This is a genomic window from Bradyrhizobium sp. MV1.5 (assembly GCF_055807615.1).
The window spans coordinates 40987-66613 of the sequence record NZ_JBVVPL010000036.1 but is presented as its reverse complement, the minus strand read 5'-3'; the positions used below and the strand labels follow the sequence as shown (position 1 = coordinate 66613).

General features: G+C 64.9%; 24 protein-coding genes. 17 read left to right on the top strand and 7 right to left on the bottom strand.

Annotation, left to right across the window (positions count from 1 at the left end; translation table 11 throughout):
- Nucleotides 1-152: 152 nt before the first annotated feature.
- Nucleotides 153-1292 carry an acyl-CoA dehydrogenase family protein gene (locus AC0L2J_RS27230; RefSeq protein ID WP_473395076.1) on the bottom strand — a complete coding sequence of 380 codons (1140 nt, stop codon included), beginning with the start codon at nt 1290-1292 and terminating at the stop codon, nt 153-155.
- Nucleotides 1293-1436: 144 nt separating this feature from the next.
- Nucleotides 1437-2651 (bottom strand): acyl-CoA dehydrogenase family protein, encoded by a 1215-nt coding sequence (locus AC0L2J_RS27225; RefSeq protein WP_007615835.1) that lies wholly within the window; start codon nt 2649-2651, stop codon nt 1437-1439.
- A 137-nt stretch (nt 2652-2788) separates the two neighbouring features.
- Here AC0L2J_RS27225 and AC0L2J_RS27220 point away from each other — a divergent pair, with 137 nt between their 5' ends.
- Together AC0L2J_RS27220 and AC0L2J_RS27215 are read left to right on the top strand one after the other, a co-directional pair.
- Nucleotides 2789-3334: a carboxymuconolactone decarboxylase family protein gene (locus tag AC0L2J_RS27220; RefSeq protein ID WP_473249924.1), complete on the top strand. Its 546-nt coding sequence runs from the start codon at nt 2789-2791 to the stop codon at nt 3332-3334.
- A 90-nt stretch (nt 3335-3424) separates the two neighbouring features.
- Nucleotides 3425-3919 carry a VOC family protein gene (locus tag AC0L2J_RS27215; protein WP_473249923.1) on the top strand — a complete coding sequence of 165 codons (495 nt, stop codon included), beginning with the start codon at nt 3425-3427 and terminating at the stop codon, nt 3917-3919.
- A gap of 126 nt (nt 3920-4045) precedes the next feature.
- Here AC0L2J_RS27215 and AC0L2J_RS27210 read toward each other — a convergent pair whose 3' ends face one another.
- Nucleotides 4046-5278 carry an MFS transporter gene (locus tag AC0L2J_RS27210; RefSeq protein WP_473395075.1) on the bottom strand — a complete coding sequence of 411 codons (1233 nt, stop codon included), beginning with the start codon at nt 5276-5278 and terminating at the stop codon, nt 4046-4048.
- Between the two features lie 142 nt (nt 5279-5420).
- The gene (locus tag AC0L2J_RS27205; protein WP_473395074.1) at nt 5421-6668 is read right to left on the bottom strand and encodes an MFS transporter; all 1248 of its coding nucleotides are present in this window, start codon (nt 6666-6668) and stop codon (nt 5421-5423) included.
- A 208-nt stretch (nt 6669-6876) separates the two neighbouring features.
- Here AC0L2J_RS27205 and AC0L2J_RS27200 point away from each other — a divergent pair, with 208 nt between their 5' ends.
- On the top strand, nt 6877-8946 hold the full coding sequence (locus AC0L2J_RS27200) for a prolyl oligopeptidase family serine peptidase (protein ID WP_473395073.1): 2070 nt from the start codon (nt 6877-6879) through the stop codon (nt 8944-8946).
- A 178-nt stretch (nt 8947-9124) separates the two neighbouring features.
- Here AC0L2J_RS27200 and AC0L2J_RS27195 read toward each other — a convergent pair whose 3' ends face one another.
- Complete coding sequence (locus AC0L2J_RS27195) at nt 9125-9796, bottom strand: DUF938 domain-containing protein (protein ID WP_473395072.1); 672 nt, start codon at nt 9794-9796, stop codon at nt 9125-9127.
- Nucleotides 9797-10054: 258 nt separating this feature from the next.
- Between AC0L2J_RS27195 and soxX the strand changes: the two genes are divergently transcribed.
- From soxX to AC0L2J_RS27145, 10 genes are all read left to right on the top strand, one after another.
- Entirely contained in the window at nt 10055-10408 is a 354-nt protein-coding gene (soxX, locus tag AC0L2J_RS27190) for a sulfur oxidation c-type cytochrome SoxX (protein ID WP_007615843.1), read from the top strand.
- Nucleotides 10409-10445: 37 nt separating this feature from the next.
- On the top strand, nt 10446-10937 hold the full coding sequence (soxY, locus tag AC0L2J_RS27185) for a thiosulfate oxidation carrier protein SoxY (protein ID WP_473395070.1): 492 nt from the start codon (nt 10446-10448) through the stop codon (nt 10935-10937).
- Between the two features lie 15 nt (nt 10938-10952).
- Nucleotides 10953-11264: a thiosulfate oxidation carrier complex protein SoxZ gene (gene soxZ / locus AC0L2J_RS27180; RefSeq protein WP_063996422.1), complete on the top strand. Its 312-nt coding sequence runs from the start codon at nt 10953-10955 to the stop codon at nt 11262-11264.
- Nucleotides 11264-12127: a sulfur oxidation c-type cytochrome SoxA gene (soxA, locus tag AC0L2J_RS27175; RefSeq protein WP_007615845.1), complete on the top strand. Its 864-nt coding sequence runs from the start codon at nt 11264-11266 to the stop codon at nt 12125-12127. The genes soxZ and soxA overlap by 1 nt, the downstream gene beginning before the upstream one ends.
- Entirely contained in the window at nt 12124-12429 is a 306-nt protein-coding gene (locus AC0L2J_RS27170; RefSeq protein WP_473395069.1) for a hypothetical protein, read from the top strand. Before soxA ends, AC0L2J_RS27170 begins: the two co-directional genes overlap by 4 nt.
- A gap of 55 nt (nt 12430-12484) precedes the next feature.
- Entirely contained in the window at nt 12485-14236 is a 1752-nt protein-coding gene (gene soxB / locus AC0L2J_RS27165) for a thiosulfohydrolase SoxB (protein WP_473395068.1), read from the top strand.
- On the top strand, nt 14233-14691 hold the full coding sequence (locus AC0L2J_RS27160; RefSeq protein ID WP_473395067.1) for a DsrE family protein: 459 nt from the start codon (nt 14233-14235) through the stop codon (nt 14689-14691). The genes soxB and AC0L2J_RS27160 overlap by 4 nt, the downstream gene beginning before the upstream one ends.
- Before the next feature lie 288 nt (nt 14692-14979).
- Nucleotides 14980-16017 carry an MBL fold metallo-hydrolase gene (locus tag AC0L2J_RS27155; RefSeq protein ID WP_473395066.1) on the top strand — a complete coding sequence of 346 codons (1038 nt, stop codon included), beginning with the start codon at nt 14980-14982 and terminating at the stop codon, nt 16015-16017.
- 76 nt (nt 16018-16093) lie between these two features.
- Complete coding sequence (locus AC0L2J_RS27150) at nt 16094-16267, top strand: hypothetical protein (RefSeq protein ID WP_007615856.1); 174 nt, start codon at nt 16094-16096, stop codon at nt 16265-16267.
- A gap of 264 nt (nt 16268-16531) precedes the next feature.
- Nucleotides 16532-17740, top strand: a complete 1209-nt coding sequence (locus AC0L2J_RS27145) for an MFS transporter (RefSeq protein WP_473395065.1) — start codon at nt 16532-16534, stop codon at nt 17738-17740.
- 147 nt (nt 17741-17887) lie between these two features.
- Here AC0L2J_RS27145 and AC0L2J_RS27140 read toward each other — a convergent pair whose 3' ends face one another.
- Complete coding sequence (locus tag AC0L2J_RS27140) at nt 17888-19294, bottom strand: MFS transporter (protein WP_473395064.1); 1407 nt, start codon at nt 19292-19294, stop codon at nt 17888-17890.
- A gap of 145 nt (nt 19295-19439) precedes the next feature.
- On the opposite strand from AC0L2J_RS27140, the gene AC0L2J_RS27135 reads away from it, so the two are divergent.
- From AC0L2J_RS27135 to AC0L2J_RS27120, 4 genes are read left to right on the top strand one after another with little or no spacing between them, the layout of a single operon-like run.
- Nucleotides 19440-20093 carry an ABC transporter ATP-binding protein gene (locus tag AC0L2J_RS27135; RefSeq protein ID WP_063996428.1) on the top strand — a complete coding sequence of 218 codons (654 nt, stop codon included), beginning with the start codon at nt 19440-19442 and terminating at the stop codon, nt 20091-20093.
- Entirely contained in the window at nt 20090-22552 is a 2463-nt protein-coding gene (locus tag AC0L2J_RS27130; RefSeq protein WP_473395063.1) for an ABC transporter permease, read from the top strand. The genes AC0L2J_RS27135 and AC0L2J_RS27130 overlap by 4 nt, the downstream gene beginning before the upstream one ends.
- Complete coding sequence (locus tag AC0L2J_RS27125) at nt 22542-23624, top strand: lipocalin-like domain-containing protein (RefSeq protein ID WP_473395062.1); 1083 nt, start codon at nt 22542-22544, stop codon at nt 23622-23624. The genes AC0L2J_RS27130 and AC0L2J_RS27125 overlap by 11 nt, the downstream gene beginning before the upstream one ends.
- A 27-nt stretch (nt 23625-23651) precedes the next feature.
- A complete protein-coding gene (locus tag AC0L2J_RS27120; protein WP_473249908.1) occupies nt 23652-24038 on the top strand; it encodes an MAPEG family protein in 387 nt (128 codons plus the stop codon).
- A 158-nt stretch (nt 24039-24196) separates the two neighbouring features.
- On the opposite strand, the gene AC0L2J_RS27115 is transcribed toward AC0L2J_RS27120, so the two are convergent.
- Nucleotides 24197-25390 carry an ABC transporter substrate-binding protein gene (locus tag AC0L2J_RS27115; protein WP_473395061.1) on the bottom strand — a complete coding sequence of 398 codons (1194 nt, stop codon included), beginning with the start codon at nt 25388-25390 and terminating at the stop codon, nt 24197-24199.
- Nucleotides 25391-25627 lie beyond the last annotated feature (237 nt).

Here is a 25627-nt window from a genome sequence, read left to right as displayed (position 1 = left end):
CCCCCCCCCCCCCCCCCCCCCCCCCCCCCCCCCCCCCCCCCCCCCCCCCCCCCCCCCCCCCCCCCCCCCCCCCCGGCGGCGGGGGCCCCCCCCCCCCCCCCCCCCCCCGACACTGCGTGTGAGGCACGTGCTCGCGTCTCATGTTCGCGCGCTCAATATCCCCGCGCCCGCGCCAGCTGCTCGGTGTGGTAATTCGCGTCCCCGAACAATTCCTCGCACACGCGCGCGCGCTTCATGAAGAAGCCGATGTCGAACTGGTCGGTCATGCCCATGCCGCCATGCATCTGCACGCCTTCCTGCACCGCGCGCGTAGCGGTGGTGCCTGCGCGGGCCTTCGCCACCGCGACGCTTGAGGCGGCCTTGGCGACGTCCGTATCGAGCGCTTGCAGCGCCTTCATCACGGCGGCGCGGGTGATCTCGATGTCGACATAGAGCTCGGCGGCGCGGTGCTGCAGCGCCTGGAATTCGCCGATCAGCTTGCCGAACTGCTTGCGGCTCTTCAGGTACTCGACGGTGCGGTTGAACACCTCTTCGCTCAAGCCCACCATTTCGGAGGCCACCGCGCCGCGCCCGATATCGAGCACGCCGTCGAGCAAGCCGGCACCCTGGTCGATTTCGCCGAGCACGCTGTCGGCGTTGACCTCGACATTGGCGAGTTCAATCCGCGCCGCATTGTGCGCGTCGACCATGATGGTGCGCTCGATCGTAACGCCCTTGGCCTTGGGATTGACGAGGAACAGCGTCAGCCCCTCGCGCTCGCCGGCCGCGCCTGCGGTGCGCGCGGCGACGATGAAGAGATCGGCGACGTGGCCGTCGACCACCAGCGCCTTGGCGCCGGAGAGCTTGAAGCCGTTGCCGGCACGCACGGCCTGGAGGCTGGCCTGAAGCGGGCGATGCTTTGCGCCCTCGTCGATTGCCAGCGTCGCGAGCAGGGAGCCGTTGGAAATCTTCGGCAGATATTCCGACTTCTGCGCGGCATTGCCGCCACGGTTCAGTGCCGAGGCCGCGACCACGCTGGTGGCGAGGAAGGGCGACGGCATCAGCGTACGGCCGATCTCCTCCATCACCACGCCGGCCTCGACATAGCCGAGCCCGCTGCCGCCGAACTCTTCCGGCACCAGCAAGCCGGCAAAACCCATCTCGGCGAAGGAATGCCAAAACTCCTTGGAGAAGCCGATGGGGTCTTTGCTGTCGCGCAGATGCCGCAAATGCGACACGGGCGCCTTGTCGCTGATCAGCCCGCGCGCGCTGTCGCGGAGCATCGATTGTTCTTCGGTGAGGACGAGGGCCATGTGCGTGTTCCGATTCGAAATCTGTCTTGTCTTGGTCATCCCGGGATGGCCCGAAGGGCCAGGCCCGGAATCCATCAGGCGGCATATACGCGGTGAAATGGATTCCGGGCTCGCGCTTCGCGCGCCCCGGAATGACGGGAAATCTTACGCCCCCGGCAGATCGAGGATGCGCTTGGCGACGATGCCGAGCATGACCTCGGTCGTGCCGCCCTCGATCGAGTTGGCCTTGGTACGCAGCCAGGCGCGTGGACGGGCGCCTTGCCTGGAGCGCTCGCTCTCCCATTCCAGCGCATCGACGCCGCCGGCCGACATCAGGATCTCGTAACGGCGCTTGTTGAGCTCGGTGCCGTAATATTTCATCGCCGACGAGAACGCCGGATGCGCCTGACCCGCCTTGGCGAGATCGACCGCGCGCTCGGCGCAAGCAGCAAGCGCAGCTTCGTCGACGTCGAAGCTGGCGATGCGGCCACGCAGCATCGCATCGTCGAGCCGCCCCAGCGCATCGGTGCCGACGGAATCAGCCGCGATCTGGCCGAGCGGACGGCCGACGCCGCGCTCGCCCATGCCTGATATCATCGCGCGCTCGTGCTGGAGCAGATATTTTGCGACGTCCCAGCCGCGGTTGACGGTGCCGACCACGTGCGATTTCGGCACGCGGACATTGTCGAAGAACGTCTCGCAGAACGGCGAGTAGCCGGAGATCAGCAGGATCGGCTTGGTGGTCACGCCCTTCGAGGTCATGTCGAACAGGATGAAACTGATGCCGTCATGCTTCTTCGCGGCGGGATCGGTGCGGACGAGGCAGAAGATCCAGTCGGCGTAGTTGGCATAGGACGTCCAGATCTTCGACCCCGTGATGACGAAATCATCGCCGTCGCTCTCGGCGCGGGTCTGGAGCGACGCGAGATCGGAGCCGGCGTTCGGCTCGGAATAGCCCTGGCACCAGCGGATCAGGCCCGCAGCGATTTTCGGCAGATGCTCCTTCTTCTGCGCGTCGTTGCCGTATTTCAGCAGCGCCGGCCCGAGCATCCAGATGCCAAAACTCGACAGCGGCGGACGCGCGCCGATTCGTCCCATCTCCGCGCGCAGCACCTTGTGCTCGGCAGCGCTGAGGCCACCGCCGCCGTACTCCTTCGGCCAATCGGGCACGGTCCAGCCCTTGTCGCGCATGCGCTCGAACCAGATGCGCTGCGGCTCCGACGAGAACTTTGCATTGCGTCCGCCCCAGAACACGTCGGCGTCTGATGTCGCGGGCTTGCGCATTTCCGGCGGGCAGTTGGCCTCGAGCCAGGCACGTGTTTCGCTGCGGAATGTTTCGAGATCGGCGGTCTCAGTCTCGCTGGCCCTGGAGTCAGTCATTGGTCGTTTCCATCATTCAAAATCGGCTTGTTGGGCGCGACTCTGGGCCAAGCTCCCGTGGAATTCAACCACTTCCGTGTCACGCATACGCTATAGTCGCCGCGACGGCGAAGCTTGAAAACAAAGAGGAAACAACAATGCGCCTGAAACTTCTTTCGCCTGGCGAAATGAACGAGAGCCAGCGGCAGACCTATGACGAGTCGATTGCCGGCAAGCGCGGCAAGCCGCCGGCACCGATGATGGCCTGGCTCAACAGCCCCGACATGGCCCGCCACGCCACGCGGCTCGGCGAAGTCCTGCGCTACGACACGATCTTCCCCGCGAAGCTCTCGGAGATCGCGATCCTGGTGACGGCGCGGCACTGGACCGCCCATTACGAATGGTACGCGCACAAGCGGCTGGCGCTTGCCGGTGGCATGGACCCTGACATCATCGACGCCATCCGCGACCGCCGCACGCCCGAGTTCGACGATCCCAAGGGCAAGATGATCTACGACGTCGCAAAGTCGCTGCATGAGGGCCACGGCGTCGAGAAGGGCCTCTATGACGCGGCGGTGAAGCTGCTCGGCGAGCGCGGCGTGGTCGAGGTGATTGGTCTCTGCGGCTATTACACGCTGGTGTCGATGACGCTGAACACGTTCGAGTTCGAGCTGCCGGAGGGCGAGATGCGGGAGCTGTCATAGTTTCGCATATGGAAACGATGGGTTTCAGGATAGGCCAGTGGCACTGTCCCGAGGCAGGGTCTATGTGGGGATTGTCAACGGAGCAGCCAGATGTCGCAGAACCAAGCCGTCGCCGCCGGCACCAGGATCGGCCACGTCCATCTCAAGGTCGCCGACCTCGATCGCGCGCTCGGCTTCTATTGCGGCGTGCTCGGCTTCGAGCTGATGCAGCGCATGGGCTCCGGCGCGGCCTTCATCTCGGCCGGCGGCTATCACCACCACATCGGGCTCAACACCTGGGAGAGCAAGGGCGGCTCGCCGCCACCGCCCGGTACGACCGGGCTCTATCACACCGCGATCCTCTATCCGACGCGACCCGCGCTGGCCGATGCGCTGCACCGCGTGCTCACGGCCGGCATTGCGCTCGACGGGGCGAGCGACCATGGTGTCAGCGAGGCGCTGTATTTGCGCGATCCGGACCAGAATGGCGTGGAGCTGTATTGGGACAAGCCGCGGGAGCAATGGCCGTTCGGGCCGGACGGCAAGCTCGCGATGTTCACGAAGCGGCTGGATGTGGAGGAGCTGCTGAAGCAGCGGGAGGCGTGAGTTCTGCTCCCTCTCCTCGTCATTGCGAGCGCAGCGAAGCAATCCAGACTGTCACCACGGAGACAGCCTGGATTGCTTCGTCGCAAGGGCTCCTCGCAATGACGGAGTGTGTTGAGGCGCCTTCGCTCACGACTGAGATCTTCGTCCCCGCACCATGATCAACGCCGCCGCTACCACTTCCAGCGCGATGCAGAGATAGAACGGCAGCTCATAGCCGCCGGAGAAATCGCGCAGAAAACCGACCACGCCGGGGCCGAACGCATAGGTCACCTGGTTGATCGCGGTGTTGAGGCTGATCAGCACGCCGAACGAGGCGGAATCGAATTCCTGCTGCACGATCAGCGACGGCAGCGTGATGAGATTGCCGACCGAGAAGCCGAACAATGCGCAGGCGGCGATCAGCACGTAATCATTGTGCAGATTGATGACGACGAGAAGCGCCACGGCCTGGCTCAGGAACGATAGCGCCGAGGCAAGCCGCTGGTTGAGGCGGTCGATCACCAGCGAGAACAGCACCCGGCCGATCACCGCCATCGCGGTCAGCACCGCAACCGCAACGGCCGCGCGCTCGCGCCCGATCACGGGATCGAGGAACGAGATCAGGTGGACGATGAAGCCGACCTGCGCGAACAGCACCAAAGCAAAGGCAATGGTCACGGTGAGGAAGCCGACATCGCGCAACGCCTGGCTGCGAATCTGCGCCGACGATTGCGGCTTCGTTTTCGTCGCGGCGCGCCGGCCATGGAGATCGGGCGGGCGGCCGACGACAATCAGGATCACCGGCACGAGCAGCGCCAGCATGGCGCCGGCGACGATAAACATCGCGCTGGCGAAGCCGACATGGCCGATCAACGTCACCAGCAGGGGCACGCCGACGATGCCGCCGAAGCTTGCGCCGTTCAGCGCGAGACTGATGGCCATGCCGCGCTTGTGGTCGAACCACAGGCTGATCGTGTTGGTGATCATGGCCAGACTCGTGCCGGCCCAGCCGAAGGCGAGCACGGCGTTCGCGAGATAAAGCTGCCACGGCTCGCGCACTGCGCCGATCGCGACCGCCGCGGCCGACATCGCCAGCGTCCCCGCGATCAGGCCGAGGCGCGGGCCGTATGTGTTGACGGCTTCGCCGACGAAGACCACGAGCAGCGCGCCGAACAGATAGAAGAACGTCGTGCCGGACGAGATCAGCGAGGCCGACCAGCCATGCGCGCGCTGGAGCTCGGCGACATAGACGCTCTGGCCGTAGAAGCCGAGCCCCCAGCCGAAGGTCGCGAGCAGGAAGCACACCGCGACGATGCGCCAGCCTTCGTAGCGGAGAGAGGATTCGTCGATGGATACGTCGTGCCGGGGATTGTCGAGCATTTGCGCTTGTCCTTCGCTTCCCCCCGCGAGCGCCGTGCTTCACGCTCGCATGTTGATGACGAGCATCATGTAACAACCCAAGCCCCGGAAATCACTTCGACCTGGATCGAAGTGTCAACGTTGCTGACAGCCTCCCGCCATCTCAGATCGCATCCGGGAACTCGCCCATCGCTGCGTCCAGCCGCGCCTTACGGCGGCGGGCAAAGGAGGCCAGCGAGAGCACGGCGAGGCCGAGCACCACCGGCGGGAACACCACCATGTTCACTGCGGACCAGCCGTAACTGGCGAGCAATTGGCCGGACGAGAACGAACCGATGGCCATCATGCCGAACACCAGGAAATCGTTGAAGGCCTGCACCTTGTTGCGCTCCTGCGGCCGGTGCGTCTCCAGCACCAGCGCGGAGGCGCCGATGAAGGAAAAATTCCAGCCCACACCGAGCACGATCAGCGTGGCCCAGAAATGCATCGCGGTGATGCCGGACAGGCCGATGCCGGCCGCGCCCGCCTCCAGCAGCAGGCCGGCGGCAACGACCTTCCGCGCGCCGAAGCGGGCGATCAGCGCGCCTGTGAAGAAGCTCGGCCCGTACATGGCGACGATGTGCCATTGAATGCCGAAATTCGAATCGGAAACGCTCAAGCCGCACAGCTTCATGGCGAGCGGCGCCGAGGTCATCACCAGATTCATCATGGGATAGGAGATGACGCCGCACAGCGCCGCCGCAATGAAGCGCGGCTGCGTCACGATCTCGAGCAGCGGCCGCCCGCCATGAAGATCGGCCGGCGCCGGCTTCGGCATGTCGACCCCGGCGACGATGCCCATCGCGATGAGCGCGACAGCAGCCTGGACCAGGAAGCTAAAGGCGAACAGATAGGGCTGCCAGACATCCATGGTCCATTGCACGAGCTGCGGACCGAGCACGCCGGCGAACACGCCGCCCGCCATCACCCAGGACACCGCCTTGGGCCGATAGGCCGCACTGGCGCCATCGGCGGCGGCGAAGCGATAGGACTGCGCCACCGCGCCGTAGAGGCCGCCGAGAAAAGTCGCCAGACAGAACAATGGAAACGAAGCGTGCAGGATCGCGAACGAGCCGAGCAGACCGGTCAGCGCGCCCAGACCGGTGCCGACGATGAAAGCGACGCGGCGGCCGAAGCGTCGCGAGATCGCGCCGGTCGGCAGCGTGCCGGCGGCGAGGCCGAGCACATACATCGAGATCGGCACCGTCGCGAACGAGACGTCGGGCGCGAGCGTCGCGCCGACGATCGCGCCGGTGGCGAAGATCACCGCCGAGTTGGCGCCGGTCAGCGCCTGCGCGGCGGCAAGGCGCACCACGTTGGCGCGCACGCGGGCGTCGGCGGCGATCTCATTGGCTGCAGTCACATCCAGCATCGGCATTTCCGCCCCAACGGGCTTTTAAGTGCTTCCAAGGGGCTCGCTTGATTCCCGGCACTATGGCGGGGCGCGGGAGGGCGGGCAACCGGCGCAAACGGGCGCAGGCCATGTCTCTGACGCAATCGGGCCGATGATAATGGGCCGCGCACTTGACGGCTTGCGCTCGATCAAATCCTATCCGCCGCAACCTTCAGGAGTTTCGTTCATGTCCGTCGACGACAGGCCTACGCTCAGCGCTCCCGACGACGATCCCTGGCTCTGGCTGGAGGAGATCGAAGGCAAGCAGGCGCTCGATTTCGTCACGCGACAGAACAGCCTGACGCTCGAGGCGTTCGGCGGAGCGGCCTTCGCGCGCGACCGCGATATCCTCGCGGCGATCTACGATCGTCCCGACAACATCCCCTATATCAGCCGCCGCGGCACTGAACTGCACAATCTCTGGAAGGATGCCACCAACCCGCGCGGCCTGTGGCGGAAGACTTCGCTCGCGGAGTTTCGCAAATCGCATCCGGCGTGGGAGATCATGCTGGATGTCGACCAGCTCGCCGCGCGCGAAGGCGAGGACTGGCTGCTGAGCGGCATCACCACGCAGAAGGGAAGCTCGCGCGCCATCTTAAGCCTGTCGCGCGGTGGCAGCGACGCCGTCACCTTGCGGGAATTCGACCTCGATACGAAGAGTTTCGTTGCGGACGGCTTTGCGCTGTCCGAAGCCAAGGGCGGCGCCGATTGGCTCGATGCCGACACGCTGCTGCTGTCGAGCGCCCATGGCGAGGGCATGGCGACGAGCTCGGGATATTCCCGGACGGTTCGCCTGTGGCGGCGCGGCCAGCCTGTCGATCAGGCGCGGGTGATCATCGAGACCACGGCCGATCATATGGCGATCTCCGGCATCGTCGACGACACCGCTGCGGCCCCGCGCAGCTGGATCGTCGACCAGATCGATTTCTTCAATCATGCGCTCTGGCTGCGCGACGCAGACGGCACGACGACGAAGCTCGATCTGCCGACCGGCATCTGGTTGCAGGCGCATGGCGACTGGTTCGCGATGAAGCTGCGCGAAGCCTGGTCGATCGAGGGCAGAACTTATGCCGCCGACACCGTGCTCGGCATGTCGCTCTCGGCCTTCCTCGCCGGCAGCCGCGATTTCGCGGTGCTGTTCGAGCCGGAAGCTCGTCGCGCTCTGCAAGGTCTGTTCTGGACGGGAGGAAAGCTGGTGCTGTCGATCCTCGACGAGCTCCAGCCGCAATTCGAGATCTGCACGCCGTCCGCCACGAGCTGGAGCCGCGCGTCACTCGGCGGCCTGCCGCAGATCGGCGTCGTCGACATCTGGCCGCTGGATCGCCATCCCTCCGAAAGCAATGGCGACCTGCTTGCGAATGTGCAGGATCCGCTGACGCCGCCGTCGCTGCTGCTGATGGAGCGCGGCGTCGCGAGCCCGACAGTGCTGAAACAGGCGCCGAAAACATTCAACGCCGACGGCCTCGTGGTGACCCAGCACGAGGCGATCTCGATCGACGGCGAGCGCATTCCTTATGTGCAGACGGGCCCCACTGGCGAGACCGGCGATGCACCGGTCTATATGAGCGCCTATGGCGGCTTCGGCCATTCGGTGAAGCCGTATTACAATTCGTCGCTCGGCAAGCTGTGGCTGGAGCGCGGCGGCACCACGGTGCAGGCGAATTTGCGCGGCGGCGGCGAATTCGGCACACGCTGGCACGATGCCGGCCGGCTCGCCGGCAAGAAACTGTCGCACGACGATTTCGCAGCAGTTGCCGCCGATCTCGTCCGCCGCGGCGTGACGGCGGCAAAACGCATCGCCGCACAGGGCGGATCGAACGGCGGCATCCTCATCACCAACATGCTGGTGCGATACCCCGAACGTTTCGGCGCGCTGTTCTGCACCATCCCGCTGATCGACATGCGCCGCTACACGAAACTGCTCGCCGGCGCGAGCTGGATCGCGGAATATGGCGATCCCGACAAGCCCGAGGAGTGGGACTGGCTGAAGACCTACTCCGCCTATCACAACGTCAAGGCCGGCCAACCCTATCCGCCGATCCTGATCGCCACCACGCGACGCGACGACCGTGTCCATCCCGGCCATGCGCGCAAGATGGCGGCAAAGCTCCAGGCCATGGGCTATGAGGCATGGTTCTACGAGCCTGAAGCGGGTGGCCACGGCTACGGCAAGGACAACAAGGAGCGCGCCGGGTTCGAGGTGATTGGGTTTCGGTTCTTGAAGGAGAAGATCGGGTGGAAGGACGGCGAGGGCTGACGGGCTCTTGATTGCATCAGTGGGAGCGCAGCAGGCGGTGCACCTCGCCCGCTTGCGGGAGAGGTCGGCGCGAAGCGCCGGGTGAGGGTTCTATCCTCTAGGGGATGCCCCATTGCGGAGACACCCTCTCCCCAACCCTCCCCCGCAAGCGGGGGAGGGAGCGCACCGCCGTCTGAGCTTAGCGCGAAAACACCAGCGTCAAATTGTTCGCCGGCATGTCGATCGTATCGACGAGGCGAAGACCAACGCCGCGGGCGAGGGCCTCGACATCGGCGATGTCACGCACGCCCCAGTCGGGATTGCCTTCACGCAAGGAGGTGTCGAACACGGCGTTGCTGAGCGCGATGTGCTTGCCGCCGCGCTTGAACGGGCCGTAGAGGAACAGCTTGCCGTCGGCCCGCAAATAGCGGCCGGCGCCGGCGAACAGGCCCTCGGCGACGCTCCATGGCGCGATGTGGATGACATTGGCGCAGAACAATGCGGCAAGACTTGACGGCGCCTGCCCGCTTTTCATCTCCGGACACCAATCGGGATCGGTGAGATCGATCCGCAGCGGCGAGCGGATGTTTTTCAGGCCTGAATGAACGCGCCAGGCCTCGATGCTCTTGAGGTGGCGCTGGTTGAGATCGCTGGGCCACCAGATCAGGCCGGGCGTGTGACGGGCGAAGTAGACCACGTGCTGGCCGGTTCCGCTGCCGAGCTCGACCACGTTGCCGGTGCAACCGGCGAGATGCTTTTCCAGTGCCGCCCAGAGCGGCTCGTGATTGCGATGAAATGCCGGTGCGTCGAGCCGCCCATCCGACTCGACCCGACCGCCATCCCTGCCGAATTCGACGACATATTCAGCCAAGTGAGGTCCCCTTGAAAAAACGAGAACGCGTTGAAAACAGGTTGAGCGGCAAAACGCTCGGGAAACGCCGGCCCGCGCCACGGCCCTTAACTCTCGGGCCAAATCGGCTGAACAAATAATCTCATTAGTTGCAATGGGGAAGATATTAACTTCATTTTGTCGCGGGCATAGTCTCGATTGTCAGGCGGTGCCCTTTGTGCTTTGGAACGCTTCTATTTCGCGATCTTGACCATCGATATAACGCCTCGGAATGACGCCTTGACCGCCTTTTCCCGGACGCCCGTTCTGTTCATCTTGCTGGCCATTGCCGCCGGCCTCGCCAGCCCGGCGTGGGCGCAGTCCGCTGTGGCAGACGGCCAGAAACTCGCTTTCGACCGCGGCAAGGGCAATTGCCTGACCTGCCATGTCATCAGGGGTGGCGACCTGCCGGGAACGATCGGGCCGGAACTGAAGGACCTCAAGGCCAAGTACCCCGATCGCAACGAGCTGGCCGCGATCATCTTCGACGAGACCAAGCGCAATCCGCAGACCATGATGCCGCCGTTCGGCCGGAACCGGATTTTGACCGAACAGGAGATCAGCGCGATCGTTGATTTCCTGCAGACCCTGTGACTTCAGGCACGCCAAGAGATGGGTTAGGAGACCCGAGATGACCACACTCACCGGCCCAAGCTCGACGCGGCGCCTGATGCTTCAGGGCGCAGCCTCGGTCGCGCTGCTCGGCCTCGGCAATCTGCCGTTCGGCGCCGCGCCCGCGCGCGCCGCGGCCAACGACAAATATCCGGAAGAGGCGTTCAAGCAGAAGAGCGAGGCGGACGCCATCAAGGCGCTGTACGGCAAAACCGCCGAGCCGTCCGACAAGGTCAAGCTGGACGCCCCCGAGATCGCCGAGAACGGCGGCGTCGTGCCAATCTCGGTGACGACGACGCTCGACAAGGTCACCTCGATCTCGTTCTTCGTGGCCGAGAATCCCAGCGCGCTGGCCGCCAGCTACAGGATTCCCGAAGGCACGATCCCTGCCGTCGCCAACCGGCTGAAGATGGCCAAGACCACCAACGTCGTTGCGATCGTGGAGGACGACGGCAAGCTCTACAGCGCGACCAAACAGGTCAAGGTCACCGTCGGCGGCTGCGGCGGCTAAGCGAGGAAGATCGAAATGGCATCCAGCATTCGCGTCCGCGCCACCGCCAACGGCGACATCACCGAGGTGCAGGCGCTGATCCAGCACCCCATGGATACCGGCTTCGTCAAGGACGCCAAGGGCGAGCTGATCCCGGCGCATTACATCCAGCAGCTGACATTCGAATGTAACGGCAAGGACGTCTTCGTTGCCGATTGGGGCACCGCGATCTCGAAGGACCCCTATGTCAAGTTCAGCTTCAAGGGGGCCAAGAAGGGCGACGATCTCAAGGTCTCCTGGACCGATAACAAGGGTGCGTCGGATACGACCACCGCAAAGATCTCGTGATGAAGGCCCGCACCTCCATCCTGCTTGGTTCGTTGAGCGCCGCGCTGGTCGCGTTGGCCCTCACCTCTCCGCGCGTGGTGGCGGCCGACAAGGTCGATCCCGTTGCCGATGCCAAGGCGTTCCAGAACTTCTTCTTCCAGAAATTCCCGACCGTGAAGCACGAGGATTTCGTCAACGGTCCCTATTCCATGAACGAGGACATGAAGCGGCAGTGGCAGGAGAAGGAGGAGTTCCCGCCCTACGAGTTCGCGCTCGACGCCGGCAAGGAGATGTTCGCCACCCCGTTCAAGAACGGCAAGACTTATGCCGACTGCTTCCCGAACGGCGGCATCGGCATCCGCCAGAACTATCCTTATTTCGACGAGAAGGAAGGCAAGGTCGTCACGCTGGAACTGGCGCTCAACCGCTGCCGCGAGGCCAATGGCGAGGCGCCCTACTCCTACGTCAAGGACGAGATGGCCTCGCTCACGGCGTACATGGCCTTCACCTCGCGCGGCAAGCCGATGGACATCAAGATCCCCGACGATCCGCGCGCGCTCGCGGCCTTCGAGAACGGCAAGCGCTATTTCTACACGCGCCGAGGCCAGATGAACTTCTCCTGCGCGAGCTGCCATGTGCAGAGCCCGGGCGAGCGCATCCGCGCCGAGATCCTGGCACCGGCGCTCGGCATTCTGAACGCGATGCCGATCTACCGCTCCGAATGGAGCGGCATGGGCACGACCAGTCGCCGCTTCGTCACCTGCAACAGCCAGACCCGTGCGGTTCCGCTGGAGCCGCAGGCCGATGAATACCGCGACGTCGAATACTTCCTGTCCTATGTCGCCAACGGCCTGCCGATATCGGGACCGGGAGCGCGGCCATGAAGCGGTCACTTGCCCTCGCCCTGCTGCTTACCCTCGGCCTCGCGCCGGCGGCGCACGCGGCAAACGAGGCGGATTACAGGACAGCCTATGCCGCCGCCGAAGCCGCCTCCAAGGAGGCTGCCAGCTTGCGCCACCAATGGACCGTGACCGTTTCGGCGCTGGCCGCCGCAAAGAAGGCGGCCGATGGCGGCGATTTCGACCGCGCCGTCGCCGCAGCCAGGGAGGCCGAGGCGCTGGCGAAGGCGTCGATCTTCCAGGCGGTTTCCGAAAAAGAAGCCTGGAAGGCGATGGAAATCCGCTAGACTGTTCGCTCCTGCAACAGCCTTGCGACCATGAGAGGGCGCGGAGAATTTCTGGATGGCGATCCGCCGCCGCGATTTCCTGAAGAACGCAGGCCTTGCTGCCGTATCGCTCAGCCTGCCGCGGCTTGCGCGCGGTGCTGAGGCCGCGAGCATTTACGACATCGAACGGTTCGGCAATGCGCGCATCCTTCACCTCACCGACACGCATGCGCAACTCAACCCGGTCTATGTTCGCGAGCCCAGCGTCAATATCGGGATCGGCGAGATGGCGGGACGGCCGCCGCATCTGGTCGGCCGCGCCTTCCTCGACCGTTTCGGCATCAGGCCCGACAGCGCGGACGCCTATGCCTTCAGCTGCTTCGACTTCGAGAAATCCGCAGGCCGCTTCGGCAAGCTCGGCGGCTTCGCCCATCTGAAGACGCTGATCGACCGCTTGCGCGGCGATGCCGGCGAAAAACACTCCATGCTCGTCGACGGTGGCGATCTCTGGCAAGGCACGGGACTCGCCAACACCATGCAGGGCCGCGACATGGTCGAAGTCGCAAACCTGCTCGGTATCGAGGCGATGACCGGGCATTGGGAATTCACCTATGGCGAGCAGGCGCTGCGCGACAATCTTGCGCGCTTCAAGGGCGAGTTCCTGGCGCAGAACGTTTTCCTGACCGAGGAAGCGGCCTTCAACGACGCCCCCGCCTTCGACAAGGCGACGGGGCGCGTGTTCAAGCCCTCCGTGATCAAGGAGCTCGGCGGCCATCGCGTCGCGATCGTCGGCCAGGCCTTCCCTTACGTGCCGATCGCGCATCCCAGACGGTTCACGCCGGACTGGAGCTTCGGCATCCGCGAGGAAGAGCTCCAGAAGCATGTCGACGGCTTGCGCGGAGCCGACAAGGTCGATGCGGTCATCCTGCTGTCGCACAACGGCATGGACGTCGATCTCAAGCTCGCAAGCCGCGTCACCGGCATCGACGTCATCCTCGGCGGCCATACCCATGATGCGATCCCGCAGCCCATCGCAGTGAAAAATGCGAGCGGCACGACGCTCGTCACCAATGCGGGCTCCAACGGCAAATTCCTTGCCGTGCTCGATCTCGCGCTCGAAAAAGGCAAGGTCGGCGACGTCAGATATCATCTGCTGCCGGTCTATTCCGAGCTGTTGAAGCCCGATCCTGGGATGGCCGAGCTGATCGGCCGGGTGCGGGCGCCGTACGTCACCGACTGGTCGGAGAAGATTGCGACTCCCGATCGCCTGCTATATCGCCGCGACAATTTCGCCGGCCCGGTCGACGAGCTGATCTGCAGCGCGCTGCGCACCGAGCTCGACGCCGAGATCGCGCTGTCGCCGGGCTTCCGCTGGGGCGTCACCGCGCTGTCCGGCCAGGCGCTGACGATGGAGGATTTGCTGGCGGAAACCGCGATCAGCTATCCCGAGACTTATGTGCAGGAGATGACCGGCGCCCAGATCAAGGATGTGCTGGAAGACGTCTGCGACAACCTCTTCAACACCGATCCCTATTACCAGCAGGGCGGCGACATGGTGCGCGCCGGCGGGCTCAGCTACACCTGCATGCCAACGGCGGCGATCGGCAGCCGCGTCTCGGAGCTGAAGCTCAATGGCGGCAAGGCGCTCAGCGCCAGCCACCGCTACAAGGTCGCGGGCTGGGCCTCGGTCGACGGCCAGCAAGGCGCGCCGGTTTGGGATGTGGTGGCAAAATATCTGCGCTCGGGCCGGATGTTTCAGGAGCGTCTCGGCTCCGGCGTCACGCTAAAGGGCGTCGAGGGTAATCCGGGCATTGCAGGACAGGGATGATGCGGTCGCAAACCTTGTCCGCGATACTACTGGCGCTGTTCGCCTGGGCGGCGATGCTGCCGGCGTTTGCGCAACAGGTGCCGCTCCAGGACAAGCCGTTCGCCGAGCACAAGATCGTGCTGCAGCTCTCCGATGGCGATGCGAAGAAGCAAGCTCTGGTGCTCAGCGTCGCCAACAATTTGCTGAAGGCCTACGACCCCGACAAGGTCGCAATCGAGGTGGTGGCGTTCGGTCCCGGCATCGATCTCCTGCTGTCAGGCAGCGAGCGCCGCAAGCAGGTCGAGAGCCTGATCGCGCAAGGCGTACGCTTCGACATCTGCCTCAACACCGTCGACACGATCGAGCGAGAAACCGGCAAGCGGCCGGAGTTCATCCCCGCCGCCACGCCGGTGCAAGTCGGGGTCGGGCAGATCCTGTTTCTCAGCGAGAACGGGTACACATTGGTGCGGCCGTAATCTTGGGCCCACCCTCGCCTGTCGTCCCGACGCAGGCCGGGCCCCATACCGCGAGGTCTATCGAGTGCGGGCGGTAGGAGCCCTGAACGACGAATCTTGGCCAAATTTCATTCGGTGGCTATGGGTCCCGGCCTTCGCCCGGCCTTCGCCGGGACGACACTGAGTTTGCGGATAGCCCCGAAGCCCCACAATAAAAATCTTCTAAATACTCTCATTTCAACAGCACATTACTTCTCTTTTTGTCCCGCGGCGTAGTAGAATTGGAATCACTCCACGCCGGGTCTTGCCATGATTTTCCGCCAGCTCTTCGACAGTGTTTCGGGTACCTACAGCTATCTCCTGGCGAGCCGCGCCGGCGGCGAGGCGCTGATCCTCGATCCCGTGCTGGAGAAGGTCGACCGCTACTGCCAGCTGCTGCGCGAGCTCGATCTCAAGCTGGTCAAGGCCGTGGACACCCATCTGCACGCCGACCACGTCACCGGCCTCGGCGAGCTGCGCGACCGCACCCATTGCATGACCGTGATGGGCGACCAGACCAAGGCCGACGTGGTGGCGATGCGGGTTGCCGACGGCGACAAGGTGACGATCGAGGGCCTGGCGCTCGACGTGATGTACACGCCCGGCCACACCGACGATTCCTATTCCTATTTGATGGGCGACCGCGTCTTCACCGGCGATACGCTGCTGATCCGCGGCACCGGCCGCACCGATTTCCAGAACGGCTCGTCGCGTGCGCAGTACGATTCGATCTTCAACCGCCTGCTCAAGCTGCCCGACGAGACCATGGTGTTTCCGGCGCATGACTACAAGGGCGACACCGTCTCCACCATCGGCGAGGAGAAGCGCTACAATCCGCGGCTCCAGGTGCGCTCGGTCGACGACTATGTCGAGCTGATGGCCAATCTGAAGCTGCCCAATCCGAAGATGATGGACGTCGCGGTGCCCGCCAACATGCATGTCGGCCTGCACCAGGAGGAGCTGGAGAAGGAGGGCCGCGCACTTCGCGCCGTCGAGGCGATCCGCAGCCTCGGCCGTCCCGATATCCTGCTGGTGGATTTGCGCGAGACCAATGAGCGCATGAAGCACGGCATGCTCGAAGGCGCACTGCATACGCCCTATCCGTCCGTTGAGGACAGCCTCAAGCCCGGCGGCATGCTGCGCGAGGTCGCGGCCGCCACCGGCCGCCGCGTCGTGTTCTTCTGCGCCTTCGGTGAGCGCTCCGCGATGGCTGTCGCCGCCGCCAAGGAGGCCGGGCTCACCAACACCGCCCACATCGCCGGCGGCATCGATGCCTGGAAGAAGGCCGGCGGGCCGGTGGTGCACTGACGGCCTTGAGATAAGTCAGGAACCGCACATATCTTCGGGATAGGATCGGGTGCAGCATCACCATCCGGGACCAGCCATGGCCAAGATCGGCAAGCCGAGCGCGCCGCCCAAAATTGCGGACGACACGCCAGCAAAAGACAAGGCGAAGAAGCCTCCGCCTCCGCGCGACACCGACGATGATGATTACGAAGACGGCGACATCGCGACACCAAAGCGCGACCGCTACGGGCCGGATGACGAGCCGTTTTGAGGGCTCGGCTCTTGCCTCGCTCTCAACTGTCGTCCTGGCGAAAGCCAGGATCCATACCGCGTGATCTCTCGATCGTGGATGGTCGCAGTACCGGACCACGAGTTTTCGCCAAACTGCTTCCTGGGGTGATGGGTCCTGGCTTTCGCCAGGACGACGGCGGGGAATCCCCCGCCCCGCGCTACTGCCATGCGCCTGCGTTCATGGACAAATAACCGCTCTGCCCGATAGTTTGCGCGTCTCCAAAGGACGTGAAACGGAACTGCAATGGTCGACGTTCTCGCCGCACCGCAACAAGGCAAGGCGGACAGCGCGCTACGCACGCTGACGGGAATCTCGATCGCGCATTGGGTCAGCCATTTTCATCTGCTGGTCCTGCCGATGCTGTTTCCGTTCCTCAAGAATCAACTCGGCGTCGGCTATGTCGAACTCGGCTTTGCGCTGACGGTGTCGGCCGTGGTGTCGGGGCTGACGCAGGCGCCGACCGGCTATCTCGTCGACCATTTTGGCGCGCGACGGATCCTGCTGGGCGGCCTCACCCTCGGCGGCCTCGCGCTGATTCTGCTCGGCCTGCACCTCAGCTATGCCTCGCTGGTCGCCTGCGCCGTTCTGCTCGGGCTCGCCAACAGCGTCTACCATCCCGCCGATTACGCCATCCTCGCCGAGCACATGGACGAAGGGCGGATGGGCCGCGCTTTCTCGATCCATACCTTTGCCGGCTATTTCGGCGGCGCGGTGGCACCGGCGATCGTCGCCGCGCTGGTCACGGTGTCCGGCGGTACCGGTGCGCTGATCGCATCGGGCGCGATCGGCGTTCTGGTCGCGCTGTTGCTGGTGACCATGAACATTCCCGATGCCGGCGCGCACAAGACCAAGCCAGGCACCGAGAACGCACCCAAACAAGCCGTGATCACGCCGGCGCTGATCACGCTGACGGCACTGTTCATGCTGCTCAGCCTGTCGGTCGCCGGCATCAACAATTTCGGCGTGGTGGCGCTGATGAGTGGCTATGGCGCGACCTATTCCGCGGCCAATGTCGCGCTCACCGCCTTCCTCGGTGCGAGCGCCGCCGGCGTGCTCGCGGGCGGCTTCCTTGCCGACCACACCGAGCGCCACGGCTATGTCGCCGCCGTCTGCTTTGCCGCGAACGCGGCGATCGTGCTGCTGATCGCGCTGGTCACGCTGCCGGGCTGGGCGCTGACCGCCACGATGGCGGCCGCGGGATTCCTCTCCGGCGTGATCGCGCCCTCGCGCGACATGCTGGTGCGCAATGCAGCACCTCCCGGTGCGGCCGGCCGCGCCTTCGGCATCGTCTCAACCGGCTTCAATCTCGGCGGCATCGTCAGCCCGCTGCTGTTCGGCTGGATCATGGACCAGAGCGCGCCGCATTGGGTGTTCGGGGCGTCCGTGATCTTCATGGTCGCGACGGTGGTGCTGTCGCCGTTCACGGAGCGGAAGCGGCAAATCGCGGCTTGAGCAACAAACTCGATGGTCGGGCCATAGCCACCGAAAGGTGTTGTGGCGCGAGCTGGTCAATACCAGTCTTCGCCAAGCTAAAAATCGTGGGTATGGATCCCGGCCTTCGCCGGGATGACAGTTGTGATTGGGTTGGCGGATGCCCCCTTACGTCGGCGACACCGCGCTCTTCAGCGGCGCTGCCTGCGGCGCAGCTCCACCGGTCAGCCTGGCCTTTTCCGTGTTGGGCCAGAGCAGGAGCAGTCCGAGCAGGCCGGAGCCGACCATGATCGCGGCGTTGATGGTGAAGCCGGTCATGTAGCCGTCGAGCATGCTGCCGGCGCGCTGGATCACGCTGCCCATCACCAGCGGCGCCACGATGCCCGAAAGCGTATAGAGCGCACCGTAGATCGCGAGAACCGCGCCGCGCTGCGACGTCGGCGTGAATTCGCCGAGCATGGGCGGGCAGACGACGTAGATCGCGCCGCACAGGCCGGAGCCGACCACAAGCAGGGCGATCTGGAGGCCGGCGCCCTGGACGTGCGGCATCATCGCGAGGATCAGGCCGCCGACGATCAGCGGCACCGAGCCGAGCACGCCACGGGAGATCCGCGACGTGTAGCCGCGTGCCAGCATCACCTGCGAGATCCAGCCCGTGAGAATGACGATGGTCGCCCCAAAGACCCAGGGCAAGATCGAGACGAAGCCCGCCTGAGACTGCGAGAAGCCGAGGCCCTTGACGATGAAGGGCGTGAACCAGGTGAGCCCGAGCGACAGCGCCCAATAGGCGCCGAAGGTCGCGGTCACGCAGCCGATGAAGGTGCGCGATGTCAGAAGCTGGAGATAGGGTATTTTAGGTTCGATCACGGCCGATGCGTGGGTGTCCAGCGGGCCTTCCTTGCCGAGTGCGAGCCAGGCGGCGACCCAGATCAGGCCGACGATTCCAAGCGCGCCGAATGCATAGTGCCAGGAATGGTTGACGATGATCCAGTTCAGCGCCGGCACCGCCAGGATCACGCCAAAGGCCGAACCCTGCGACAGGATTGCGGTCGGCATCGTGCGCTTCTCGTCGGGGAACCATTTGTAGACCGCGTGCATCGCCACCGAGGCCGCCGGGCCTTCGCCGGCGCCGAGCACGATGCGGCAGATCAGGAGCGTGGTGAAAGAGACGGTGCCGACCATCGGAAACTGCGTCAGCGCCCAGATCACCGCGAGCGTCAACAGCACCCAGCGGGTCGGTACCTTGTTGACGATGAAGCCGACCACGATGGCCGAGATCGAGAACAGGAAGAAGAACGAGGAGCCGAGCAGGCCGAACTGTTCGGGCTCGAGCTTCAGCTCCGTCATGATCGGAACGCCCGCAAGACCGACGACGATCTTGTCGGCGAAGTTCACCAGCATGAAAAGAAACAGAAGAAATGTAACGGTCCAGGCACCCTTCGGCGTTTCCTTCGGCGTTTCCTTGGGCGTTTGCTTGGGCGTTTGCTTGGGCGTTTGCTTGGGCGTTTGCTTTTGCGCTTCCTTGGACGTCCCCGTCATCTTGCCCGCCGCGGGCTGCGTTGCCTGAGCGCTCATCGTTCTCCCCGTCGTCCCTTTTTGGCACTTTTTTGATGTGATCCTCTTGGGAGCTAACAACGGCTTCAATAGCAACGCAACCCGGCATTTCCGCAGCAAGTGTGCTACGCAGCAATTCCGCTAATTCCGTCCGGCGCCATTCATCGTGCTGAGCATCCGAAACCTCTCCAAGACGTTCTCTTCGGCCGGTGAGCCGGTCCATGTCCTGCGCGGCGTCGATCTCGACCTCAAGGCCGGCGAACGCGTCGCACTGACCGGCGAGTCCGGCAGCGGCAAGAGCACGCTGCTGCACCTGATCGCAGGGCTCGATGCCGCCGATGGCGGCACGATCCGGCTGGAAGACACCGAGGTCACCAAATTGTCGGATGCGGGACGCGCGGGCCTGCGGCGCGACCGGATCGGCCTGGTGTTTCAACAATACAACCTGATCCCGAGTTTGTCGGTCGGGGATAATCTGGTGTTTCAGGCGCGGATCGCCGGCCGGTACGACGAGGCTTGGTATAACGAGCTGATCGAGCGTCTCGGGCTTGGCGGGCTGCTCAAGCGTTATCCAGAACAATTATCAGGCGGCCAGCAGCAACGGGTCGCGATCGGCCGGGCCCTGGCAACAAAGCCGTCCTTGCTGCTGGCGGACGAGCCGACCGGCAATCTCGACGAGGCCACCGCCGAGGACGTGCTGGCCCTGACGCGCGACCTCGTCACGCGCACCGGCTGCGGCTTTCTGATGGTGACGCACAGCCTGCATCTGGCCGCGACACTCGATCGCCACGTCAACCTGCATGCCGGGCGGATCGCATGAGGCGCGCGCTCTGGGTCCTCGCCGTGCTGCTCAGCCACTGGCGGCGCCACAAGATGCAGTTCGCGACGCTCCTGATCGGGCTGATCGCGGCGACTGCGCTGTGGAGCGGCGTGCAGGCCATCAATCAGCAGGCCCGCAACGCCTATGACCGCGCTGCGGCAACCTTCGGCGGCGCGCGAACGCCGATGCTGGTCGCGCCTGATGCCGCGACTTTTCCGCAGGAATTGTTCGTCAAGCTCCGTCGCGCCGGCTGGCCGGTCTCGCCGATGCTGGAGGGACGGGTCCAGGTCAACGGGCGTTCGGTCCGGCTGCTCGGCATCGAGCCGGTGACGCTGCCGGTCGATGTCGGCAACGCACCCCGCCTAGGCGCCGCCGATCTGAGCAGCTTCGTCGCGCCGCCTGGCCAGACGTTGGTGGCGAAGGAAACGCTGAACGACTTGCAGGAGCAGGAGGGCGCGGCACCAGCGATCAGCAACGGCGCAAAACTGCCGCCGCTGCGCGTGCTGCCGCAGCTCGTGCCCGACGTGCTGGTGGTCGATATCGGCGTGGCGCAGCGGCTGCTGAACAAGCCGGACCAGATCTCGCGGCTTCTGATCGGCAAACCGAAGGGCAAGCCTGCGCCATTGGCGAGCGTCGTCGGCGACCGCTTGCAGCGGGTTGAGCCGGATGCGGAGACCGAGCTGGAGCGCCTCACCGACAGCTTTCATCTCAACCTCACCGCGTTCGGCCTGCTGTCGTTCTTCGTCGGTCTTTTCATTGTCAATTCAGCCGTCGGCCTCGCCTTCGAGCAGCGGCTGCCTATGCTGCGCACCCTGCGGGCCTGCGGTGCCTCGGCGCGACTCGTCAACACCGTGCTGGTTGTCGAGCTCGTGGCGCTGTCGCTGGTCGCAGGCCTGATCGGGCTAGCCTGCGGCTATTTCATTGCAGCCGCGCTCTTGCCCGACGTCGCAGCGTCGCTGCGAGGACTCTATGGCGCGCAAATCCCGGGGCAGCTCAGCTTGCGACCCGAATGGTGGCTCGCCGGGATCGGCATCAGCGTTGCCGGCGCGCTTGTTGCCGCGGCGACCAGCCTGATCAAGGCTGTCAGGATGCCGGTGCTGGCGACCGCGCAGCCGCGCGCCTGGCAACAGAGGCAGCGCCGTTGGCTGATCCTGCAAAGCGGGGCTGCCTGCGCCGTGTTCGCGGTCGCGCTGTTGGTGCTCCAGTACGGGCAATCGCTGATCGCGGGCTTTGGCGTGCTGGCAGCGCTGATGCTCGGCGCCGCGTTGATCCTGCCGGCGTTCCTCGACATCATCCTGCGGACCGGCCAGCGTTTCGCGCGACAGCCGCTCGCCCTGTGGTTCTGGGCGGACAGCCGGCAGCAGCTCTCGGGTTTGTCGCTGGCGCTGATGGCGCTGCTGCTCGCGCTCGCCGTCAATGTCGGGGTGTCCACCATGGTGGAAACGTTCAGCCGCACGTTCATCGGCTGGCTCAACGGGCGGCTCGCGGCCGACGTCTACATCAGCGCCCCCGACAATGCGAAAGGCGTCGCGATCCGCAACTGGCTGAAGGAGCGCCGCGATGTCGAGGCGATCCTGTCGGGCGGACGCGCCGAGGCGCAGGTACATGGGCAGCCGGTGGAATTGCTCGGCCTGCCCGATCACGCGCTCTATCGCGAGCGCTGGCCGCTGCTCGAAGCCGCGCCGCGTGCCTGGACCCGGCTCATACCCGGCAATGCCGCGTTCATCAGCGAGCAGTTGAGCCGCCGCCTCAACGTCCGCGTGGGCGATGTCGTTGACGTTCCGGCGCCGGGCGGAACCTGGGAGCTCGACATCGTCGGCATCTATGCCGACTACGGCAACCCCAAGGGCCAGCTTGCGGTGAACGTCGCGGCGCTGATCCGGCAATTTCCGCAGACGCCGCAGACACGCATCGGCCTGATCGTCGCGAAGGAGAATATCCCCGGCCTAATTGCGGCGCTGCAGAAGCAGTTTGCGCTCGACGACCGCAGCGTCGCCGACCAGGCGACGGTGAAGGCGGAGTCGATCCGGATCTTCAACCGCACCTTTGCGGTGACCTCGGCGCTGAACGCATTCACGCTCGGCGTCGCCGGGATCGCGCTTCTGACCAGCCTTCTCACACTGGCGAACTCGCGCCTGCCGCAGCTTGCGCCGCTCTGGGCGATCGGCATCACGCGGCCGCGCCTTGCCGCGATCGAATTGACCAAGACGCTGTCGATCGCGCTGTTCACGTCGCTCCTGGCGGTACCGCTCGGGCTGCTGGTGGCGTGGTGCCTGATCGCGATCGTCAACGTCAAGGCGTTCGGCTGGCGGCTGCCGTTCCATGTGTTTCCGTTGCAACTCGTCGAGCTGGTCGCGGTCGCGCTGTTCGCCTCGTTGCTTGCCGCGCTGCTGCCGATGATCCGACTGGCCCGAATGCAGCCGGCGAACCTCGTCAAGGTGTTTGCCAATGAGCGCTGACAATCTCTCGCGGCGCACCTTCGCCGGTGGAATCGCGGCGCTCCTGGCGGCCCGCCGTGCGGGCGCGCAAGGCTATGCCGGGCTCGGCGAGAACGCCGACGGCTTTGCTAAAGTGACGCCGGGAAAGACGTTCGCCTTTCCGGGCGATCACGGGCCGCATCCGGAGTTTCGGATCGAGTGGTGGTATCTCACGGCGAATCTCGTCGACGCCAGTGGCGCGGCGTGCGGCCTGCAATGGACGCTGTTTCGCCAGGCAACGCAGCCGGGGCCGCAGGGTGAAGGCTGGGCCAATCAACAGGTGTGGATGGCGCATGCGGCGGTGACGCGCGCCGACACCCATCGTTTCAGCGAGCTGTTTTCCCGCGGCGGTGTGGGGCAGGCCGGCGTCACGGCGAAACCGTTCTCGGCCTGGATCGACGATTGGGAGATGAACGGATCCCAGCACACCGGCGATCGAACCCTCGCGCCGCTGACGCTGAAGGCCTCCGGCGCCGACTTCAGTTACGCGCTGACCCTCGAGACCGATCGTCCCGTGGTGTTGCAGGGCGACCGCGGCTACAGCCGCAAGTCGGAGCGCGGGCAGGCTTCCTACTATTACAGCCAGCCGTTCTATCGCGCCCGTGGCACCCTCACCATCGACGACAGGCCGGTCGATGTTTCCGGCCAGGCCTGGATGGACCGCGAATGGAGCAGCCAACCGCTCGACACCGACCAGACCGGCTGGGACTGGCTGTCGCTGCATCTCGCGTCCGGCGACAAGCTGATGCTGTACCGGCTGCGCCAGAAGGATGGCAGGGACTATCCATTCGGCAACTGGATCAGCGCGACAGGCGAGACGCAGATGATCGCGGGTGCCGATATCCAGATGATTCCAAAGGCGACGGCTGAGGTGGCAAGGCGCAAGCTGCCGGTCGAATGGCAGATCGCGATCCATTCGCGCTCGTTCTCGATTTCCTGCAAGCCGCTCAATCCGAAGGCGTGGATGGGGACCGGTTTTTCCTATTGGGAAGGACCGATCAGCTTTGCCGGCACCCATGACGGCGTTGGCTATCTCGAGCTGACCGGGTATTGAACCGGGACCTCTTCGAAGGGACTAGCGATGTATCACCTCACCGCCCTCGTCACGCTGCTGGCGATCCTGTTCTACTTCTTCACCACCATCAACGTGTCGCGCTCGCGCACCAAAACCGGCGTCAAGGTGCCGGCAATGTCGGGCCATCCGGATTTCGAGCGCGCGTTCCGGATCCAGATGAACACGCTGGAATGGATGCCGATCTTCCTGCCGTCGCTCTGGCTGTTCGCGATTTACATCAATGATGCCGGTGCAGCAGCGATCGGTGCGATCTGGATTGCCGGCCGCATCGTCTACTTCATCGGCTATTCGAAGGCCGCCGCAAAACGCGGCCCGGGATTTTTCATTCAGGGCATCGCGGCCATTGCGCTGTGGGCGGGGGCGCTGGGAGCGGCGGTGCTGCGGCTGGTGTGAGGGGCGGGCTGCGACGACTCTCCCCGCCGTCGTCCTGGCGAAAGCCAGGACCCATAACCACAGGGCGTGGTTATGGGCACGATGGTGGCCACAGCTTTTTCAACCGTTGCCGGCTGGGGTAATGGGTCCTGGCTTTCGCCAGGACGACATAAATAGTCTCACTTCGTCAGCGGGCAGCCGCTCTCCTTGGCGGTGAAGAACGCCTTCTCGCCGGGAACGACCGCGAGCTGCTTGTAATAGTCCCAGGGCTTCTTCGATTCGGAGGGCTTCTTGACTTCGAACAGATACATGTCGTGCACCATGCGGCCATTCTCGAGCACCTTGCCGCCTTGCGCGAAGTCGTCGTCGACCGGCAACTCCTTCAGCTTCTTGGCGACCGCATCCGGATCCTTGGTGCCGGCGGCCTTGACCGCCTTGAGATAGCTCAGCGTTGCCGAATAGGTGCCGGCCTGGATCATGTTCGGCATCCGGCCGGTGCGCTTGAGAAAGCGTTCGCCGAGATTGCGGGTGCGGTCGTTGATATCCCAGTAATAGCCCTCGGTCAGCACCAGGCCCTGCGCGGCCTGCAAGCCGAGGCCGTTCACTTCGGCGAGCGTCATCAAGAGGCCCGCGAGCTTCTGGCCACCGGAGACGATGCCGAACTCGGACGCCTGCTTGATCGAGTTGGTGGTGTCGAGGCCGGCATTGGCAAGGCCGACGATCTTCGCCTTCGAGCTCTGCGCCTGGAGCAGGAAGGAGGAGAAGTCCGAGGAGTTGAGCGGCACGCGCACCGAACCGAGCACCTTGCCGCCATTGGCGGCGACGATCTCGCTGGTGTCCTTTTCCAGCGCGTAGCCGAAGGCGTAGTCCGCGGTCAGGAAGAACCAGCTATCGCCGCCGGCCTTGGTCAGCGAGCCGCCGGTGCCGACACCGAGCGCACGGGTGTCATACGCCCAGTGGAAACCGTAGGGCTGGCAGGCATCGCCGGTGAGGCGCGAGGTCGCAGCGCCGACGACGATGTCGATCTTCTTCTTTTCCTTGGAGAGCTCGTGGATCGCGAGCGCGACCGACGAGGTCGTCAGCTCCGTGATCATGTCGACGTTCTCGACGTCGTACCAGCGGCGCGCGATCGAGGTGGCGAGATCCGGCTTGTTCTGGTGGTCGGCGGTGACGAGTTCCACCTTCTGGCCGAGCACCTCGCCGCCGAAATCCTCGATCGCCATCCTGGCGGCCTCGACCGACCATTTGCCGCCGTAATCGGCATAGACGCCGGACTGGTCGTTGAGGATGCCGATCTTGACGCCTTGCGCGGAGGCCGGCCCGGCCAGCAGCAAAGCCGAAATTGCGACAGCGGCCAAAAGTGTTGATTTCATCGGTTAGCTCCCAGCAGTTTTCTGTTTTGAAATCGCGCGGATACTAGTGAAGAACCCCGGCGGTGCCCATCCATTGCATGTTGGTCGTTAGTATGGAGGTGTGCACCAAAGAAGCGGTGGGGGGGGGGGGGGGGGGGGGGGGGGGGGGGGGGCGCGGGGGGGGGGGGGGGGGGGGGGGGGGGAGGGGGGGGGGGGGGGGCGCCCCCCCCCCCCCCCCCCCCCCCCGCGCCAGCACAG

Coding starts and splice junctions, on each gene's coding strand:
- AC0L2J_RS27230 (WP_473395076.1), bottom strand. CDS start 1,292: ATGGCCCTCGTCCTCACCGAAGAACAATCGATGCTCCGCGACAGCGCG.
- AC0L2J_RS27225 (WP_007615835.1), bottom strand. CDS start 2,651: ATGACTGACTCCAGGGCCAGCGAGACTGAGACCGCCGATCTCGAAACA.
- AC0L2J_RS27220 (WP_473249924.1), top strand. CDS start 2,789: ATGCGCCTGAAACTTCTTTCGCCTGGCGAAATGAACGAGAGCCAGCGG.
- AC0L2J_RS27215 (WP_473249923.1), top strand. CDS start 3,425: ATGTCGCAGAACCAAGCCGTCGCCGCCGGCACCAGGATCGGCCACGTC.
- AC0L2J_RS27210 (WP_473395075.1), bottom strand. CDS start 5,278: ATGCTCGACAATCCCCGGCACGACGTATCCATCGACGAATCCTCTCTC.
- AC0L2J_RS27205 (WP_473395074.1), bottom strand. CDS start 6,668: ATGCTGGATGTGACTGCAGCCAATGAGATCGCCGCCGACGCCCGCGTG.
- AC0L2J_RS27200 (WP_473395073.1), top strand. CDS start 6,877: ATGTCCGTCGACGACAGGCCTACGCTCAGCGCTCCCGACGACGATCCC.
- soxY (WP_473395070.1), top strand. CDS start 10,446: ATGACCACACTCACCGGCCCAAGCTCGACGCGGCGCCTGATGCTTCAG.
- soxZ (WP_063996422.1), top strand. CDS start 10,953: ATGGCATCCAGCATTCGCGTCCGCGCCACCGCCAACGGCGACATCACC.
- soxA (WP_007615845.1), top strand. CDS start 11,264: ATGAAGGCCCGCACCTCCATCCTGCTTGGTTCGTTGAGCGCCGCGCTG.
- AC0L2J_RS27170 (WP_473395069.1), top strand. CDS start 12,124: ATGAAGCGGTCACTTGCCCTCGCCCTGCTGCTTACCCTCGGCCTCGCG.
- soxB (WP_473395068.1), top strand. CDS start 12,485: ATGGCGATCCGCCGCCGCGATTTCCTGAAGAACGCAGGCCTTGCTGCC.
- AC0L2J_RS27160 (WP_473395067.1), top strand. CDS start 14,233: ATGATGCGGTCGCAAACCTTGTCCGCGATACTACTGGCGCTGTTCGCC.
- AC0L2J_RS27155 (WP_473395066.1), top strand. CDS start 14,980: ATGATTTTCCGCCAGCTCTTCGACAGTGTTTCGGGTACCTACAGCTAT.
- AC0L2J_RS27150 (WP_007615856.1), top strand. CDS start 16,094: ATGGCCAAGATCGGCAAGCCGAGCGCGCCGCCCAAAATTGCGGACGAC.
- AC0L2J_RS27145 (WP_473395065.1), top strand. CDS start 16,532: ATGGTCGACGTTCTCGCCGCACCGCAACAAGGCAAGGCGGACAGCGCG.
- AC0L2J_RS27140 (WP_473395064.1), bottom strand. CDS start 19,294: ATGAGCGCTCAGGCAACGCAGCCCGCGGCGGGCAAGATGACGGGGACG.
- AC0L2J_RS27130 (WP_473395063.1), top strand. CDS start 20,090: ATGAGGCGCGCGCTCTGGGTCCTCGCCGTGCTGCTCAGCCACTGGCGG.
- AC0L2J_RS27125 (WP_473395062.1), top strand. CDS start 22,542: ATGAGCGCTGACAATCTCTCGCGGCGCACCTTCGCCGGTGGAATCGCG.
- AC0L2J_RS27120 (WP_473249908.1), top strand. CDS start 23,652: ATGTATCACCTCACCGCCCTCGTCACGCTGCTGGCGATCCTGTTCTAC.
- AC0L2J_RS27115 (WP_473395061.1), bottom strand. CDS start 25,390: ATGAAATCAACACTTTTGGCCGCTGTCGCAATTTCGGCTTTGCTGCTG.